The 17,039-nt window shown below is 66.0% G+C and carries 18 protein-coding genes; 9 read left to right on the top strand and 9 right to left on the bottom strand.

Annotation, left to right across the window (positions count from 1 at the left end):
* Positions 1 to 37 precede the first annotated feature (37 nt).
* Genes LCI23_RS09725 through LCI23_RS09715 form a run of 3 tightly spaced genes read right to left on the bottom strand, consistent with a single transcriptional unit; the run spans position 38 to position 4,771 of the window.
* Positions 38 to 244: an addiction module protein gene (locus LCI23_RS09725; RefSeq protein ID WP_224946258.1), complete on the bottom strand. Its 207-nt coding sequence runs from the start codon at positions 242 to 244 to the stop codon at positions 38 to 40.
* Between the two features lie 41 nt (positions 245 to 285).
* Positions 286 to 3,876 (bottom strand): M1 family aminopeptidase, encoded by a 3,591-nt coding sequence (locus LCI23_RS09720; RefSeq protein WP_224946257.1) that lies wholly within the window; start codon positions 3,874 to 3,876, stop codon positions 286 to 288.
* Between the two features lies 1 nt (position 3,877).
* Complete coding sequence (locus tag LCI23_RS09715) at positions 3,878 to 4,771, bottom strand: ABC transporter ATP-binding protein (protein WP_224946256.1); 894 nt, start codon at positions 4,769 to 4,771, stop codon at positions 3,878 to 3,880.
* A gap of 206 nt (positions 4,772 to 4,977) precedes the next feature.
* Between LCI23_RS09715 and LCI23_RS09710 the strand changes: the two genes are divergently transcribed.
* Positions 4,978 to 5,409, top strand: coding sequence for a hypothetical protein (locus LCI23_RS09710; protein ID WP_224946255.1), 432 nt, complete (start codon positions 4,978 to 4,980; stop codon positions 5,407 to 5,409).
* A gap of 52 nt (positions 5,410 to 5,461) precedes the next feature.
* On the top strand, positions 5,462 to 6,106 hold the full coding sequence (gene coq7, locus LCI23_RS09705; protein ID WP_224946254.1) for a 2-polyprenyl-3-methyl-6-methoxy-1,4-benzoquinone monooxygenase: 645 nt from the start codon (positions 5,462 to 5,464) through the stop codon (positions 6,104 to 6,106).
* A gap of 27 nt (positions 6,107 to 6,133) precedes the next feature.
* On the opposite strand, the gene LCI23_RS09700 is transcribed toward coq7, so the two are convergent.
* The 4 genes from LCI23_RS09700 to LCI23_RS09685 all read right to left on the bottom strand — a co-directional run bounded on the left by LCI23_RS09700 (position 6,134) and on the right by LCI23_RS09685 (position 10,011).
* The gene (locus LCI23_RS09700; protein WP_224946253.1) at positions 6,134 to 6,556 is read right to left on the bottom strand and encodes an OsmC family protein; all 423 of its coding nucleotides are present in this window, start codon (positions 6,554 to 6,556) and stop codon (positions 6,134 to 6,136) included.
* Positions 6,557 to 6,654: 98 nt separating this feature from the next.
* Positions 6,655 to 7,839, bottom strand: a complete 1,185-nt coding sequence (locus LCI23_RS09695; protein WP_224946252.1) for an ABC transporter permease — start codon at positions 7,837 to 7,839, stop codon at positions 6,655 to 6,657.
* Positions 7,836 to 8,567, bottom strand: coding sequence for an ATP-binding cassette domain-containing protein (locus tag LCI23_RS09690; RefSeq protein WP_224946251.1), 732 nt, complete (start codon positions 8,565 to 8,567; stop codon positions 7,836 to 7,838). Before LCI23_RS09690 ends, LCI23_RS09695 begins: the two co-directional genes overlap by 4 nt.
* A 10-nt stretch (positions 8,568 to 8,577) precedes the next feature.
* Positions 8,578 to 10,011: an alpha/beta fold hydrolase gene (locus tag LCI23_RS09685; RefSeq protein WP_224946250.1), complete on the bottom strand. Its 1,434-nt coding sequence runs from the start codon at positions 10,009 to 10,011 to the stop codon at positions 8,578 to 8,580.
* A 296-nt stretch (positions 10,012 to 10,307) separates the two neighbouring features.
* Between LCI23_RS09685 and rplM the strand changes: the two genes are divergently transcribed.
* The 5 genes from rplM to LCI23_RS09660 all read left to right on the top strand — a co-directional run bounded on the left by rplM (position 10,308) and on the right by LCI23_RS09660 (position 13,540).
* On the top strand, positions 10,308 to 10,736 hold the full coding sequence (gene rplM, locus LCI23_RS09680; protein ID WP_224946249.1) for a 50S ribosomal protein L13: 429 nt from the start codon (positions 10,308 to 10,310) through the stop codon (positions 10,734 to 10,736).
* A 9-nt stretch (positions 10,737 to 10,745) separates the two neighbouring features.
* Positions 10,746 to 11,138, top strand: a complete 393-nt coding sequence (gene rpsI / locus LCI23_RS09675; RefSeq protein WP_027865814.1) for a 30S ribosomal protein S9 — start codon at positions 10,746 to 10,748, stop codon at positions 11,136 to 11,138.
* Positions 11,139 to 11,348: 210 nt separating this feature from the next.
* Positions 11,349 to 12,098 carry a helix-turn-helix domain-containing protein gene (locus LCI23_RS09670; RefSeq protein WP_224946248.1) on the top strand — a complete coding sequence of 250 codons (750 nt, stop codon included), beginning with the start codon at positions 11,349 to 11,351 and terminating at the stop codon, positions 12,096 to 12,098.
* A gap of 16 nt (positions 12,099 to 12,114) precedes the next feature.
* Complete coding sequence (locus tag LCI23_RS09665; protein WP_224946247.1) at positions 12,115 to 12,849, top strand: hypothetical protein; 735 nt, start codon at positions 12,115 to 12,117, stop codon at positions 12,847 to 12,849.
* Between the two features lie 130 nt (positions 12,850 to 12,979).
* The gene (locus LCI23_RS09660; protein ID WP_224946246.1) at positions 12,980 to 13,540 is read left to right on the top strand and encodes a hypothetical protein; all 561 of its coding nucleotides are present in this window, start codon (positions 12,980 to 12,982) and stop codon (positions 13,538 to 13,540) included.
* Here LCI23_RS09660 and LCI23_RS09655 read toward each other — a convergent pair.
* Positions 13,537 to 13,917, bottom strand: a complete 381-nt coding sequence (locus tag LCI23_RS09655; protein WP_224946245.1) for a MerR family transcriptional regulator — start codon at positions 13,915 to 13,917, stop codon at positions 13,537 to 13,539. The genes LCI23_RS09660 and LCI23_RS09655 overlap by 4 nt on opposite strands.
* 164 nt (positions 13,918 to 14,081) lie before the next feature.
* Here LCI23_RS09655 and argC point away from each other — a divergent pair, with 164 nt between their 5' ends.
* Together argC and erpA are read left to right on the top strand one after the other, a co-directional pair.
* Entirely contained in the window at positions 14,082 to 15,119 is a 1,038-nt protein-coding gene (gene argC / locus LCI23_RS09650) for an N-acetyl-gamma-glutamyl-phosphate reductase (protein WP_224946244.1), read from the top strand.
* 211 nt (positions 15,120 to 15,330) lie between these two features.
* Positions 15,331 to 15,699: an iron-sulfur cluster insertion protein ErpA gene (erpA, locus tag LCI23_RS09645; RefSeq protein WP_224946243.1), complete on the top strand. Its 369-nt coding sequence runs from the start codon at positions 15,331 to 15,333 to the stop codon at positions 15,697 to 15,699.
* A 134-nt stretch (positions 15,700 to 15,833) separates the two neighbouring features.
* On the opposite strand, the gene LCI23_RS09640 is transcribed toward erpA, so the two are convergent.
* Positions 15,834 to 16,931: an anhydro-N-acetylmuramic acid kinase gene (locus LCI23_RS09640; RefSeq protein ID WP_224946242.1), complete on the bottom strand. Its 1,098-nt coding sequence runs from the start codon at positions 16,929 to 16,931 to the stop codon at positions 15,834 to 15,836.
* Between the last annotated feature and the right edge of the window lie 108 nt (positions 16,932 to 17,039).

Below are 17,039 nucleotides of genomic sequence, written 5' to 3'. Positions count from 1 at the left end.
ATGCCGCGGTTTCCGGGAACAGATACGGAGCAGGCGCTCAGTCCTGCCATTCCTGCAGGGCGCGCAGGGCGGCTTCGCCGCTGCGGATCGCCTTTACACGGCGTACCACCTCGTCGCGCCAGGCCTGGTCGGCATCCTCGTCCGCGACCTCGGTGTCCTGGAGGAGCATCCGAAGCAGCGCGTGTTGCTCGTCCGTGCTGAGCAGCTTGATCTTCTCTGCGATCTCGGCAACCAGGTTCGACATGATTCACCTCTGGGAAATATTTGGTAATAGTAACTATTGTTTCAGCGCTTGTCGACGGCGACCATGTTATCTGTTGGTTTTCGATCGATCAGCTTGTTGTCGGGATCGATCCCGGCGCGTGCGGGACGCGCGCCGACCACCAGCGTGACGTTCTGCTCGGCCCGGTCGACCAGGCGCCGCTCGCGTACCAGTGGATTGCCGTTGCGGTCGTCGACGCCGAATTCGATGTAGTCCTTCAGCGGCGCCGCTTTCTCGTCACCCAGCTCGCCGGCACGCACCTTGCCGGCATGGGCCTTGATGGTGACCTCGTACTTGCCGTCCGGGCGCTGGCGCGCGCTGGCGCTGTCGGCGCGGTTCTCGTACAGGACGATGTGCTCGAACAGGTCGTCGATCAGGTAGGCCTTGTCGGGCGGCGTCACGGCGCGCAGCGCGTCCACCAGGGCCAGTACGGTGGGGTAGGGCGCGCCCTTGAACGCATGCTGCTGCAGCAGGCTGCGCAGGACACCGTTGACCGTGTCCTCGCCCAGCAGGTCGGCCAGCAGGTAGAGCGCCAGGCTGCCCTTGCGGTAATGGACGTAGTCCTGGTTCTCGTTCTGGGCCAGCGGCAGTTCTTTGCGGCGCTCGGTGGCGCGGCCCATCAGGTAGGCGTCCAGGTTGTAGCGCAGGAAGCGGCGCATCTTGTCGCCGCCCACGGCGCGCTTCATCACCATCAGCGCCGTGTACTCCGACAGGCTCTCCGACAGCACGGTCGCGCCGCGCGCGTTGGCGCCCACCAGCTGGTGGCCCCACCACTGGTGCGCGACTTCGTGCGCGCTCACGTAGAACGGATAGTCGATGTCCTTGGGCGAATCGGCGTCGATGCGGGCGATGAAGCCCATGCTTTCCGAGAGCGGGATGGTGCCCGGGAAGGCTTGTCCGTAGTGGCCATAGCGCGGGAACTCGACGATGCGCAGTTCGCGGAACTGATAGGGACCGAAGCGGCGCGACGCGTAATCCAGGCCGGCCTGGGCGCCACGGATCATGCGCTCCACGTTGTAGCCGTGGCCCGGGTGGTAGTACACGTCGATGGTCACGTCCTGCCAGCGGTCGTGCCGCACCTCGTAGCGCGCCGACTGGACCGCGTAGAAGTTCAGGATCGGCTTGTCCACCCGGTAGTGGAAGTAGCGCCGTCCCTTGTCCATCCATTCCTTCTCCAGCGTGCCGGGCGCGATCGCGACCTGGTCCGGGCTGGTGGAAACCACCGCGTCGAAGCCGATCCAGTCGGCGTCCACGCCGAGGCCGTTGTTGGCGCGTGCGGCCGGGTCGTCGCGCGCGGGCATCGGGTCCTTGGGCGGCAGGCCGCGCCGCTTGCGGTCGCGGTCGTCCGTCAGTTCAACCGCGTTCTGGTAGCCGATGCGTGGCAGCACCTCGTTGGTGAAGAAGGTGCCATTGCCGACCACCGGGGTATCCTGGCCCAGGCCCAGCAGGCCGCCCGGCTGGTAGCTGACGCGAAAGTCGAAGCTGATGCGCCCGCCAGGTGGCAGGGGCCGCGCCAGGCGGTAGTGATAGAAGCCGCGCTCGGGATCGGCCAGGCGCAGCTGGGCCGGGGCCGAGAAGCTGGCCTCGAACCGGGCGCCGCGCTGCTGGTACAGGACCACGTCCGACAGCGGCTGGCCGCTGCGGTTCTCGAGCAGGTAGCTGCCCTGCACGGCCATGCTGCGCCCCTCGGGGCGCAGGTCGGCCTGCAGCCGCACGTCGGCGATGCGCGGCTGCGCCAGGCGGGCGTAGCGGTGGTAGCGCAGCTCGTATTCGGCGCGGTCGCGTTCCTGGTGGGCCGTGGTGCGGTAGCCGCCGGCATGCAGCTCGTAGGCCAGCAGGACGCCGCTGCCGGCGAACACCAGCAATCCGGCGCCGAAGCCGGCCAGCACCGGCAGCGACAGGTTGCGGCGCGCCAGGCGCAGGCGCTCGCGCCAGCCGCTGTCGACGCCGCGCGTCCACAGCACGCGCGCCGCCACCATCAGCATGAGGGCCATGCCGCCCCAGTACAGCTGGAACAGGTGCTCGCGCAGCAGATAATGGCCGAAACCGTTCATCGCCGAATAGGTGAAGGCCGGGGTGCTGCCGTACACCAGCATCGGGTGGTCATAGCCGTAGCCCTGGGCAGTGCCGAGCGTCAGGTAAAGCGTAATCAGGATGAAGTAGGCCAGGTAGCGGTTGTTGACGATCACCTGCACCGCCACCGCCGCCACCGCCAGCAGCGCGTACTGCGGCAGCAGCACCGTGAACAGGTAGCGCAGGTAGAGGCCCGGTTCGAGGCCGAAGTAGCCCTTGAACAGCTGGATCAGCATGCCGACCGCCATCGCCATCAGCAGCAGCAGGGCCTGCAGGCCGACCAGGGCCAGGGTCTTGCCGACCAGCGGCAGCCAGCTCGGCGCCGGCATCGCATCGAGCATCTGCGACATGCGCGCCTCGCGCTCGCGCCACACCATCTCGCCGGCGAACAGGGTGGTCACCACCAGCATGTAGAGCTGGAACACGTCGCGTATCAGTTCCACCACTATGTAGGTGACCGGATAGGTCGTGGTGCCGTAGATCGAACCGAGGTCGAGCGAGCTGGCGGCCAGGATCAGCGCGCCGGCCACGGTCAGCGCCAGGAAGTACACGTTCTTGCTCGATTCGCGCAGGTTGTACAGCACCGATTTGCCGAGCAGGATGGCCAGGCTGCGCTGCTGGAAGTCGGGCGCCTCGCGGGTATCGGCCGCGGTGCCCGACAGCGGCGGCGCCAGCGCATCCGTCACCTCGGCCAGCTGCGCGCCCTTGCGGTGGCGCGGGTCGATGCTGCCCACCGTATGGAAGCGCCAGTAGCCAAGCACCAGCACCAGCAGACCGAAGCCGGCCCAGATCGCGCGGTTCACCAGGTACACGCCCTCGAGCGTGACGGGGCGCGTGTTGCGCTCGGCGATCGGCCAGTATTCGGTGAGGCGGATCAGGGCCGTGGTGCCGAACGGATCGATCAGGGCGGCCAGGGTCTTGTAGTCGAGGTCGCGCGCCAGCGAGGGCGCGACGATGTAGCCGATCATCATGACGATGCTGGCCACGTAGACCGGCAGCATGCGGCGCGACAGCGCGGCCAGCACGAAGAACAGCGAGCCGAAGATGAAGGTGTTGGGCAGCAGCGTGAACACGTAGGGCAGCAGGTAGCTTGCCACCAGGTTCGGGCCCAGGCGGTCGGGTTCGATGCCGGGGATGAAGCTGCCCAGCCAGGCGCCCAGCACGATGCTGGACAGGATCACGGCCAGCGTGACGAAGGCGCCGATGAAGCGTCCCAGCACGTAGTCCGCCTTGCGGATCGGCGCGCTGAAGAAGAAGTGCTGCATCTCGTATTCGAAGTCCTGCTGCACCGAGCGGCCCATCACGGCCGCCACCACGATCACGCCGAAGCAGCCGAGGAAGGACGCGGTCAGCGCGATCTGGCGCGGCGCGTTGATCAGGACCCGCCCGCCGAAGGTGACCAGGGCATCCTTGAAGGCGCCGCCGGCGGCCGCCATCCACAGCATCGCCAGCGCCAGGAACATGCCGAAATAGATCCAGGTCGACAGCAGCTTGAGGCGCTGGCGCGCCTCGAAGCGGGCGATGGCGAACAGCGGCGCCATGCTAGCAGTCCCCGGCGGCGGCGTTGAAACGGCCCGCGATGGTGGCGAAGTAGACGTCTTCCAGGCTGGCGCGGGCCGGCTCGAAGCCGTCGCCCGGGTCGCTCTCGCTGTACACGTGGATCAGGGTGCGCCCGGTGAGCAGGCGGGTGGAAATCACCTGGTGGCGCTTCTGGAACATCGGCAGTTCCTGCTTGGTCACGATGCGCGCCCAGATGTAGTCTTCGATCTCGTAGGTCAGTTCCTGCGGATCGCCGCACAGCAGCACGTGGCCCTTGTGGATGATCGCCATGTTGGCGCACAGGTCGGCCACGTCGGACACGATGTGGGTCGACAGGATCACGGTCTTGTCTTCGCCGATGTCCGACAGCAGGTTATGGAAGCGTACCCGCTCCTGCGGGTCGAGGCCGGCGGTGGGCTCGTCGACGATGATCAGGCGCGGGTCGCCCAGCAGGGCCTGGGCGATGCCGAAGCGCTGGCGCATGCCGCCCGAGAAGCCGCCCAGGCGCTGGTTGCGCACCTCCCACAGGTTCACCTGCTGGAGCAGGCCATCGACCACCTCGCGCCGCCGGCCCTTGTGCGACAGGCCCTTGAGCTGGGCAAAATGATCGAGCAGTTCGTAAGCGGTCACTTTCGGGTAGACGCCGAAATCCTGGGGCAGGTAGCCGAGCATGCGGCGCACCGCGTCCTTCTCGTCGAGGACGTCGATATCGTCCAGGAAGACCGAGCCGGAATCGCATTCCTGCAGCGTCGCCAGGATCCGCATCAGCGTCGATTTGCCGGCGCCGTTCGGACCGAGCAGGCCGAACATCCCGGCCGGGATGGTCAGCGTGACGCGGTCGAGCGCGACCACGCCATTGGCGTAGGTCTTCGACAAATTGCGGATTTTCAATTCCATGCCTTGCTCTCCCAGCTTGCCTGACGGCTTTTTCAACACTTGCATTGTATTAAATTGTCCGGCCGGTCGTGGTATCTCTGCGACGCACCGGCCCTTCCGTGGTCCAGACTGCATTATCGGATGACAGGATGCATGACGCTGCGCATGTTTAGTTTCTATAGATAAATACCGTACGCATTCCCGATGGAAAAGTGGATAATGGGCGCATGAACAAGGCCATCCAGGACAAGCTGCTGGCGCTGATGCGCGAAGGCCGCGACCGCGCCGAATCGACCGACTGGTTCCGGGTCGCGCTCGGCCTGTTCTACCTCGCGGCCCTGATGACCGACGAGACCATCGATTTCAGGAAGGTCGACCGCGCCTTCAACCGTTTCATCTATCACACGCTGGGCCGGGGCCACACCATCACCAGCGTGCTGCAGTACATGAGCGGCGCGAAGGTGATGCCGACCGTCGAATCGGCGCGTTTCATGGACGCCTTCCAGCGCCATTGCCCGGAAGTGCCGGTGGCCTCGATTCCCTTCCTGCTCGAGCTGAACCTGGGGGTGGCGAAGAACCTGTCCGGCCTGGCGCCGGCCGGCCCGCTGGCCGACTGGATCGGGCGCCGCAAGGGCGAGGCGCCGGCGGCGGGCGCCTGAGCCCGGGCGCTGGGCCTATAATGGCGTTTTCGCCATTCGCATCGACGACATCATGAGTGCATACCGTTCCAGTTCTTCCCTCGACCGCCTGATCACCGGTTTCGACAAGGCCCTGCGCGTGGTCGGCGGCGTCGCTTCCGCTTCCCGCGCCAACCCCGGCATGCATGCCACCGATTGCGAGCTGAGCGACGACGAGCGCCGCCACAGCGCCGGCCTGATGCGCGTGAACCATGTGGGGGAAGTGTGCGCCCAGGCGCTGTACGATTCCCAGGCGCGCTTCGGCAAGAGCCCGGCGATCCGTGCCCAGTTCGAGAAATCGGCGCGCGAGGAAGAAGACCACCTGGCCTGGACGGCCGAGCGCCTGGCGGAGCTGGGTTCGCAGCCGAGCCTGCTCAATCCGCTGTGGTATGCCGGCTCCTACGTGCTGGGCGGGATCGCCGCCAAGCTGGGCGACCCGCACAGCCTGGGTTTCGTGGTCGAGACCGAGCGCCAGGTCGAAGCCCACCTGAACCGCCACCTCGACACCCTGCCGCCGCAGGACGCGAAATCGCGCGCCATCGTCGAGCAGATGCGGGTGGACGAGATCGCGCACGGCGCCGCGGCCCAGGCGCTGGGCGCGGCCGAGACGCCGCTGCCGGTGCGCATCCTGATGACGGCGATGTCGAAGGTGATGACCACCACCGCCTACCGCATCTGACCCGCAGGCGGCCGGCCCGCGGCCGGCTCACACCTCGACGATCTCGACCGTGTGCGTGATCTCGGCGGTCTTGGCCAGCATGATCGAGGCCGAGCAGTACTTCTCGTGCGACAGGGTGACGGCGCGCTCGACGGCCGCCGGTTTCAGCTTGCGCCCGCTGACCGTGAAGTGGAAATTAATTTTGGTAAACACCTTGGGCTCGGTCTCGGCCCGCTGCGCCTGCAGCGTCACCTCGCAGCCGCGCACGTCTTCGCGCCCGCGCTTGAGGATCAGCACGACATCGTAGGCGGTGCAGCCGCCGGTGCCGGCCAGCACCATCTCCATCGGGCGCGGCGCCAGGTTGTGGCCACCGCCTTCCGGCGCGCCGTCCATCGCCACCATGTGGCCGCTGCCGGTCTCGGCGCGAAAACTCATGCCCGACGGGCCGTTCCAGCTGACTTTGACTTCCATTGATCGTTCTCCGCTGAGGATGCTGTGCGGGGCATTGTAAGGCAGAAGGGGGCGCCGTGTTTGGCGCCCCCTTCGCTTCGCTGCCCGGTGCTGCGTGCTTACACTGCCAGCACGTAGCGCTCGCTCTTCATGCGCCAGCTGGCGAAGGCGATGATCAGGACGGCCGGGATGGCCGAGCACAGGAAGGTCAGCACGAAGGGCAGGGCGCCGATGCCGCCGGCCTTCGACATTTCCGTCACCAGGGTCTGGTTCGACAGCATCGGCACCAGGTACATCCACTGCGCGGTCTTGAGCTCCATGAAGGACACCACCAGGCCCGGGATGATCGGCACCAGCAGCACGAAGCTGATCATGGTCTGCGCTTCCTTGAACGACTTGGAATTCATCGCCAGGGTCACGTGCAGGGCGCCGCCCAGCAGCGCCAGCGGCACCGTCACCGCGCACACCAGCAGCAGCTGGCCCCAGCCCAGGCTCCAGGTCATGCCCAGTTCCTCCAGCGGCAGCCAGCCCAGGATCAGGTGCGCCAGGATCAGTTCGAGCGTGACGCCGACGATGGCCAGGGTGCTGGCGGCGAGCCACTTGCCGCACACCAGTTCCCAGGTCCGGGCCGGCTGCGCCATCAGCACTTCCAGCGAGCGCCGTTCGCGTTCGCCGGCGGTGCTGTCGACCGCCGCCGACATGCTCAGCATGAAGGCCGGGAAGAACAGGATGCCGATGATGCTGCCGATCAGGACCGCCGAGCGCGAAGCATTGGTGCCGGTGTCGTAGCGCTGCACCAGGATCGGGGTCAGCGCGGCCGGCGACACGCCGTGCGCCAGCAGGCGCGCGTTGGCGACGTTGGCGCCGTAGGCTTCCAGCACGTCTTCCACATCCTTGCGCTGGCGGTCGCGGTCCGAGGCCGAGTCATACCAGATCTCGAGGCGCGCAGGGCGCATGGCCTGGTAGTTCTCGGTGAAGTCCTCCGGCAGGCGCAGCACGGCCGCCATCTTCTTGGAGCGCAGCAGTTCGCCGATGGCCTCTTCGTCCATCGGCGCGGTTTCCTTCGCCGTGATGTTCTTCTGCGCCAGCTGCGACATCAGGGTCGGCGCCCTGGCGCCGCCGATCACGGCCAGCTCGATGCCTTCGCGCTCGGTCTTGGTGCTCTTCGCGATCCCCGTGTGCAGCATGAAGCCGATCATCAGCGGGTAGAACAGGGTGAACATGGCGAGCATGCCAAGCGAACGCTTGTCGCGCAGGGTCTCGCGCAGCTCTTTCCAGTAGATGACCCACAGCTTGGTCTTCATGCGATTCCTTCCTCGGTGCCGACCAGGCTGACGAAGGCGTCTTCCAGGTTGGCGATGCCGGTGCGCCGGCACAGTTCTTCGGGCGAGCCCTGCGCCACCGTGTGGCCGCCCGCGATCACGATCACGTCTTCGCACAGGGCGGTGACTTCCTGCATCACGTGGGTCGCCATGATCACGCAGCAGCCATCCGCGCGCAGCGAGTGCAGGGCGGTGCGCAGCGCGCGCGTGCTCATCACGTCCAGGCCGCGGCTCGGTTCATCGAGCAGCAGGTGGCGCGGCCGGTGCAGCAGGGTGCGCGCCAGTGCGACCTTGATGCGCTGGCCCTGCGAGAAGCCCTTGGTGCGGCGTTCCAGGATCTCTTCCATGCCGAGCAGCGCCGACACTTCCTCGATGCGCTGGTCGAGCGCGGCGCGCTTCATGCCGTTCAGCTCGCCGAAATAGACGAGGTATTCGCGCGTGCTGAGGCGCTCGTACAGCCCGAACTGGTCGGTGAGGAAGCCGATGTTGCGGCGTACCTCCATCGGGTCCTTTTCCGGATCGACGCCGTCGATCGAGATCGTGCCTTCGTCGCGCTTGAGCAGGCCGACCAGGGTGCGCAGCAGGGTGGTCTTGCCGGCGCCATTCGGGCCGAGCAGCGCGGTGATCTGGCCATCGCGCGCGGTGAAACTGACACCACCCAGCGCCTGGACGGCGCCGAACTTCTTGCGTACATCGTGAACTTCGATCATGGTCGTTGCCTTATGGTTGCGGGCCGGCGCTGCCGAGCTGGAAGGTCGGGGGCGGAATCTGTTTCAGGCAGCTGGCGTCCAGCTTGTCCTGCGGCTTGTCCAGGAAAGCGCGCAGCAGGCGCGGCGCGCAGCCGAGCTGCGAGACGCCGTGGCCGACGTTGTCCACCACCACGTGCTGGGCGCGGGCCATGTAGCTGGCGGCGCGTTCGGCGCGGCGCGGCGGGGTGACCGGATCGAGCGCGCCGGACAGCAGCAGGGCAGGAGCCTCGATCCGCGATGGCTCCTTGTAGGGCACGGCGGGCACGTTCATCGACTTGCACAGGGCCGGCATCTTGTCGGCCAGGGTCTTGGTCAGCTTGCCGGCGTCGGCCGCGAGGAGCTCGGGCGTCATGCGCGGCACGTCCTCGGCGCACACGACCGCGAAATGCAGCAGCGTCGCGATATGGCCTTCGCCGCCGAAGTCGCCCGCCAGGTTCTGGCGCGCGACGAAGGGGCGCCATTGTCCCTGCGCGGCATTGTGGATCAGGAAGGGCAGGCGGCGCGCGTCGGCCGGCGAATACAGGATGCCGTGCACGGTGCCGAGGAAGCGGGCGGCGGTCATGGTGTACTCGGCCGGCTGCGCGGTGCGCGGATCGGGCAGCGACAGTTTCAGGGGTGCCGCTTCGAGCTTGGCCACCAGGCCGTCGAATTCGGCGCGCAGTTTGGGGAAGGCCTTGCTGCAGCCGGCGTCCTGGGCGCACTGGGCGAACATCTTGTCGAGAGCGGCCTGGCCGTCGCGCGCGCCGGCCGGGATGACCTGGTCGGGCGCGGCCACGCCGTCCAGCACCAGCGAACGCACGCTGGACGGATACAGGCGCGCATAGGCCTGGCCGAGGCGGGTGCCGTAGGAGCCGCCGAACACGTTGACCGTGCGGTAGCCGAGCGCCTGGCGCACCAGTTCCAGGTCGCGCGCGGCGGCCTCGGTGGTATAGGCGCCGAACGGCACTTTCGCGGCCGCGATGCAGGCAAGCAGTTCCGCTTCCAGCTGGTCTTCACTCATGCGCTCGTGTTCCGGCTTGCTCTTGCAGTCGAGCTTGCCCGAGCGGCCGGTGCCGCGCTGGTCGATGAACACGATGTCGCGGGTGGCGCGCACCCGGCTGAAGGCGGTGCCCAGCAGGGGCGCGACGTCGCTGCCCGCCTCGCCGGGGCCGCCGGCCAGCACGAACAGCGGGTCGCCGCGCACGCCCTGGCGATGCGCCGGTGCGATCGTGACGTGCAGCTTCAGCTTGGGACCGGTCGGCTTGGCATGGTCGAGCGGCACGTCGATGCCGACGCAGCGCAGGGTCGCGGTGACGCCGGGCAGGTGGCAGTTGCGAACGGCGCCGGCACCGGCGGCGGGCGCCGCACCGGCCGTGGAGGCTGCCAGCCAGAAGGCGGCGAGCGGGAGTAACGATCTTGTCTTCACACAATCTCCTCAAAGGACGCCTGCATAGTAGAGTGGCATCGTTTTGGCGGTCAACGAATTAGTTGCGCACTCGCATGAATTTATGCGGAACGGGCGGGCTGGCCGAGGGAATGCGCGGCGGGCATGGCCGGGGCAGGGAAAATGCGACAGCAGGACCTTGTCCGCATTGACGGGCATGGCCCTGTTCGGCTATCATCGTGGGCTTTCCCTTTGCTCGGGGAAGATAATAAGGCAGAGTCCGCTGCAGCAAGGGCGGAACCACCACAGTGAGCATTTAACCTATTTAGGAAGTCATCATGAAAACTTTTTCCGCTAAGGGCCATGAAGTCCAGCGCGACTGGTTGGTGATTGACGCGACGGACTTGGTCCTCGGACGTGTTGCCAGCGAAGTGGCACTCCGACTGCGCGGCAAGCACAAGCCGGAGTTCACTCCGCACGTCGATACCGGCGACTACATCATCGTCGTCAATGCAGGCAAGCTGCGCGTGACCGGCACCAAGGCCACCCAGAAGACCTACTACCGTCACTCGGGCTACCCGGGCGGTATCTACGAAACCAACTTCCTGAAAATGCAACAGCGCTTCCCGGGCCGTGCCCTGGAAAAGGCTGTCAAAGGCATGCTGCCGAAGGGCCCGCTGGGCTATGCAATGATCAAGAAGCTGAAAGTGTACGCGGAAGGTTCGCACCCGCACGCAGCACAGCAACCACAAGCACTGACCCTCTAAGGAACTGACATGATCGGTAACTACAACTACGGCACCGGCCGTCGCAAGAGTGCAGTCGCTCGCGTGTTCATCAAAGCCGGCACCGGCCTGATCGTCGTGAACGGCAAGCCTGCGAACGAATACTTCTCGCGCGAAACCGGCCTGATGGTCATCCGTCAGCCGCTGGAACTGACCGGCAACGTCGAGCGTTTCGACATCAAGGTCAACGTGCACGGCGGTGGCGAATCGGGCCAGGCTGGCGCCGTCCGTCACGGCATCACCCGCGCACTGATCGACTACGACGCAGGCCTCAAGGGCGACCTGGCACGTGCCGGTTTCGTCACCCGTGACGCCCGTGAAGTCGAGCGTAAGAAAGTCGGCCTGCGTAAAGCACGCCGCGCAAAGCAGTTCTCGAAGCGTTAATTCGCCTCGCTGCCTGGCAGCGCCTCCGGGCGCTGTCGCGAAAGCCGTCCTCCGCAAGGTGGGCGGCTTTTTGCATTGCGGGCCTGGATATTGGTGCTTCCATGCGTCCTGACTTGCCAGATTCATCGTTATTCGCGAATATTCATCTTCCAAGTCTTGCATGAATCGCCAAGAATACGGCCATTCCATTGACGTTCAGGAAAGGTCGCTATGAATTTTGGTGAAAGACTCAAGCAGATCAGGACCGGCAAAGGCTTGACCCAGCCGCAGTTCGCGGAGATGGCGGGGATCGAGCAGTCCTACCTGTCGAAGCTGGAAAACGACAAGTCGGTGCCCTCGGCCGAGATGTTCGATACCATCGTGTCCGCCCTCGGGATGGATGCCGCGACCTTCCTGCAGGAAGTCGACCGCGAGGTGATCGACACGACCCTGCGCCACATACCCTCGGTCACACAGTTCAAGGCGCAGGCTGTGATGCAGCAAGTGCAGCATACGAAGCGCTGGCTGTTCGGCTCGGCGGCCGCATGGATGCTCGGCTTCGCCATGATGCTGGCGGCGAACGACGGTATCTTCTTCCCGAACAAGCTCTATAAATACACGTCGCAGGGCGTGATCCGGCCCGGCGAGGCCGAGAACGTGTTTCGCGACCAGCGCCAGATCCTGGAGCTCAGGATGCAGGCCAAGCTCATTACCTACGAGGAGATGACGAAGGCGCTGGCGGACTTCTACGAGCGCCGGCTGCAGCCGCTCACGGTGGAGTCGCCGGAAAACCGCGGCACCGGCTATTACGAAGCAGTGGAAAACGGCCGGCGCCGCTTCGAACTGGCCGACACCACCCACGTCAAGCTCCCGGGCAACCGCATCCTGCAATACCTGGGCGCGATCGTGTTTGCCTGCGGCTTTGTGGGCCTGTTCATCGAGTGGCGCCTGCGCCGCCTCAAAACGAAACTTGCAAAATAACTAACAAGGAGACCCCATGTCGCACATCCGCACCTTCTTCGCCGGCGCCACCACCATGGCCGCGCTTCTCGCCGCCATCACGACCTTGAGTGGCGCCAGCGATCCGGCACGCCGCGCCAGCTTCGACGAAATCACCGTCGGGCGCATCAACATCGTCGAGCCGGACGGCACGAGGCGCATCATCATTTCCAACAAGGCCCAGTTTCCGGGCGACTTCCAGCAGGGCAAGGAGCGCCCGCGTCCCGACCGGAACAGTTTTGCAGGCATGTTATTCATCAACGAGGAAGGTACGGAGAACGGCGGGCTGATCCAGAAGGGGAGCATCGGCGCCGACGGCAAGATCGACGCCGGGCTCGCGCTCTCCTTCGACCGCTTCCGCCAGGACCAGGCCCTGCAATTGATCAGCACCGACGGCGCGAGCCACCAGATGACGGCGATCCGCATCAACGATGTGCCGCATTATTCGCTTACCTCGATGGCGGACATGACGCGTTTTGGGGCGGAAGCGGGCAAGCTTCCCGAGGCGGAGCAGCGCGCTTACTGGAAAAAGCTGGCGGAGGAAGGCCGCCTGAGCCAGAACCGTATCTGGCTTGGCAACACTGGCAGCAAGAACTCGACCCTGCAGCTGAAGGATGCCAAGGGACGCACGCGCATGATGCTGATGGTCTCTGCCGATGGCAAGGCGGAAATCCAGATGCTCGACGAGCAGGGCAAGGTCAGCAAGTCCATCACGCCGGAGTCGAAGGACTGAGCCGGGATGCGCGCCTGGGCGGCGCGATATCCAGGGAATATTTGCATGCAAATATGCTTGACCCTGCCGCTAGCGTCAGCCCCGAGCATGCTGTTTCCGCGCGTATCGCGCTTTTTGAAAAGGAAACATCATGCTCCGCTATCCGACCCGCGCCGCCGCATCCATCCTGCTTGCGCTCGCCTTGCCCGTCCAGGCCCAGGACAATCCACTCGGCGTCAGCCCCGCCTGCGGCCCGGTGCAGGACCTGGCCGACGGCCGCTCGCCGCAGGACGTGGTGCAGGCACTGTACGACATCGTGTCCGGACCGGCCGGCGCCAAGAAGGACTGGGAACGGATGTACCGGCTGTTCGCGCCGGGCGCGCTGGTGACACCCACCAGCCATCAAGCGGACGGTTTCCTGGCCGCGCCGCAAACGCCGCGCCAGTTCGCCGCCCTGAACGAGCGCCTGCTCGGCCAGCGCGGCTTCTTCGAGCGCGAGGTCGCGCAGCAGGTGCACCGCTTCGGCCACATTGCCCACGTCTACAGCAGCTATGAAACGCGCGACCGGCCAGACGGTCCGGTGCGGGTGCGCGGTGTCAACAGCCTGCAAATGCTGCACGACGGCACGCGCTGGTGCTTGCTGTCGATTACCTGGGATGCGGAAACCGCCGCGCACCCGATCCCGGCCGCCCTCGACCGCCCGGGCAGCTAGTCTGGCCCGCCATCGCGGCGCTGTTCCTCGAGGAAGGCCAGGCGCGCGGCGGCGCTTGCGCGGATTTGCTGCAGCGCTTCGATGCGCCCGTCGAGTTCATCCAGCTTGCTGTGATAGAGGGCAATCACTTCCGGGCAAATGCTGCGCAGGTCGGCCGGCTGTGGTCCAAGCATCGATACCACCGGCCGGATCTCTTCCAGCGTGAAGCCGTTGCGCAGCAGGGTGCGGATGCGCTCGACGAAGCCGACCGCCGAGGGCGCGAAGCGCCGGTAACCGTTTTCGCCCCGCTGCGACGCCAGCAGGCCGGACTGTTCATAGTGGCGTAGTGCACGCACGCTGGCGCCGCTCTGTTTTGCCAGTTCACCGATCGATAGCATCGTCACGCTCCTCGTGTGATCATTTTCTTCAGGAAATTATAGTGTCTGGGCTGGCGACCGGGCCGGGCGCTGCGCAGCCCACCCGGCGCAAGGCTGTTAAAATTGCAGCCTCGTCCCGGAGGATATGCCGAAGGAACCTCATTACCCTTATCGAAGGAACAGACATGATCAAAGTTGGCATCGTTGGCGGAACCGGATACACGGGCGTGGAATTGCTGCGGCTGTTGGCCGTGCATCCCGACGTGCAGCTGACCGCGATCACTTCGCGCAAGGAAGACGGCCTGCCGGTGGCCGACATGTTCCCCTCGCTGCGCGGGGTCGTCGACCTGGCCTTCTCGAGTCCGGACAAGGCCGACCTGAGCCAGTGCGACGTGGTGTTCTTCGCCACCCCGCACGGCGTCGCCATGGCCCAGGCCCCGGCGCTGCTGGCGGCCGGCGTCAAGGTGATCGACCTGGCGGCCGATTTCCGCCTGAAGGACCAGGCCACCTTCGAAAAGTGGTACAAGATCCCGCACACGGCGCCGGAACTGATCGCGGAAGCCGTCTACGGCCTGCCGGAACTGAACCGCGAGGATATCGCCAAAGCGCGCCTGATCGCCAATCCGGGCTGCTACCCGACCACCATGCAGCTCGGCTTCGTGCCGCTGCTCAAGGCCGGCCTGATCGACGCCTCGCACCTGATCGCCGACTGCAAGTCGGGGGTCTCGGGCGCCGGCCGCAAGGCCGAGATCGGCACCCTGTTCTCGGAATCGAGCGACAACTTCAAGGCCTATGGCGTGCATGGCCACCGTCACACCCCGGAAACGGCGGCCCAGCTGGCGCGCTACACGGAGCAGAAGGTCGGCCTGATCTTCACCCCGCACCTGGTGCCGATGATCCGCGGCATGCACGCGACCCTGTACGCGCGCCTGACGAAGGAGATCGACGACGCGGCCCTGCAGGCCCTGTTCGAGGAGACTTACAAGGACAGCCAGTTCGTCGACGTGATGCCGTTCGGCTCGCATCCGGAAACCCGCTCGACGCGCGGCTCGAACATGCTGCGCCTGGCGTTGCACCGTCCGGAAGGCGGCGATACGGTGGTGATCCTGGTGGTGCAGGACAACCTGGTCAAGGGCGCATCGGGCCAGGCCGTGCAGTGCATGAACCTGATGTTTGGCCTCGACGAAGCGACCGGCCTGAAGCAGATCGCGCTCCTGCCCTGATGTCACCTGCGCGGCAACGCAGGCGACGCCTTGAATTGCGGCCGACCGGCCGCATCATGGGATCATCACGCGCAGGCGGCAGGACGCCCGCCCCGGTGTCTCATCCATCCGACGCCGCACGCGCCGGGGCATCCGGCCGGCAGCATGAGTTCCGCCAAGGGTCTATAATGGCCGCTATAGCGTAATTCACGTATTTCACCAGGAGTAATTCATGACCGCAGTCGCCGAAGTGCAAGAGCACGACACGATCCCTGTCCCGATCAACTTCACCGACAGCGCCGCAGAGAAAGTTGCCCAGCTGATCGAGGAAGAGGGCAATCCCGACCTCAAGCTGCGCGTCTTCGTGCAGGGTGGCGGTTGCTCCGGCTTCCAGTACGGCTTTACCTTTGACGAAATCGTCAACGAAGACGACACCACGATGGAAAAGAACGGCGTCCAGCTGCTGATCGATTCGATGAGCTACCAGTACCTGGTCGGCGCCGAGATCGACTACAAGGACGACCTCGAAGGCGCCCAGTTCGTGATCAAGAACCCGAACGCCCAGTCGACTTGCGGCTGCGGTTCGTCGTTCTCCGCGTGATGTTCGCTGTTCGGTAGTCATCCCCCCAGGCAGCCCGGTACGCCGGGCAGTCAACGGCCCGGTGCGTCCGGGCCGTTTCCATGCAAGGGCCCGGTTTCGCCGGGCCCTTGCTTTTGCACATCTGTTTTCGCCACTTAGGCTGGATACAGGGCCCCGAGGATGCGTGGGCCGCGCGCTCCGGTAACGGCCGGCAGGTTGCCTGGCTGGCGTTGCAGGAAGCGATGGCCGAGCCAGGCGAAGGCGAGCGCCTCGACCCGGTTCGGTGCGATGCCGAGCGCTGCGGTCGATGCCACGCTGGCGCCATCGAGCGCCGCGCCGAGTTCGCGCAGCAGGGTCGCATTGTAGGCGCCGCCGCCGCAGACATGGACGGCGTCGATTCCCGCATGCGCGGCACGGATGGCGTCGGCGATCGTCACCGCCGTCAGGCGTGTCAGGGTCGCCATCACGTCCTGGGGCGGCAGGGCGGCGAAGCCCTGCAGCTTTGCATCCAGCCATCCATCGTGGAACAGGTCGCGGCCGGTGCTCTTGGGGGCGGGCTGGCGGAAATACGGCTCGTCCAGCAATGCCTGCAGCAAGGGCTGGTGCACGGTGCCGCTGGCGGCCCAGGCGCCATCCTCGTCATAGGCTTTGCCCAGGTGACGGCCGATCCACAAGTCCATCAAGACATTGCCCGGGCCCGTATCGAAACCGCTGACGCGGCCGTCGCCATGCAGGATGCTGATGTTGCCGATCCCGCCGATGTTGACCACCACCCGCGCCAGCCCCGGCTTGCCGAAGGCGGCCGCGTGGAAGGCCGGCACCAGCGGCGCGCCCTGGCCGCCGGCGGCGATGTCGCGGCTGCGGAAGTCGGCGATCACGTCGATTCCGCTCAGTTCGGCCAGCAGGGCGGGGTTGTTGGTCTGGCGGGTGAAACCCAGTTCTGGACGGTGGCGGATGGTCTGGCCATGCACGGCTACCGCCGCCACCGGGCCGCCGGCCGCCGGCAGCAGCTGGCGCACGCAATCGGCGTAGCACAGGGCCAGGCCGTTGGCGGCCAGCGCTTCGCGCTCGAGTTCATTCTCGCTCGCGGCCTGCAGCGCCATCAGTTCGCTGCGCAGGGCGGCCGGGAAGGGCGTGAACGCGGCGGCGACGCTGCGGATGGCGCCGCCCTCGAAATCGGCCAGCACGCCGTCCACGCCGTCCAGGCTGGTGCCGGACATCAGGCCGATGATCAGGGAAGAGGTCTCGCTCATGTTCTTCTCACATTGAATTGGCAGCTTGGCTCAGCTGAGGTCAAGGCTGACCGGTCATGCAGTCTAAACGGTCGAGCCCGAAAGGGAAAGCGGCGGGGCGCTGCGAGG

The organism is Massilia sp. MS-15 (assembly GCF_020176695.1).
Classification (GTDB): Bacteria; Pseudomonadota; Gammaproteobacteria; order Burkholderiales; family Burkholderiaceae_D; genus Telluria; species Telluria hydrophila.
Note: the sequence above shows the minus strand (reverse complement) of the source record. Positions and strands in the feature narration are given on the sequence as shown.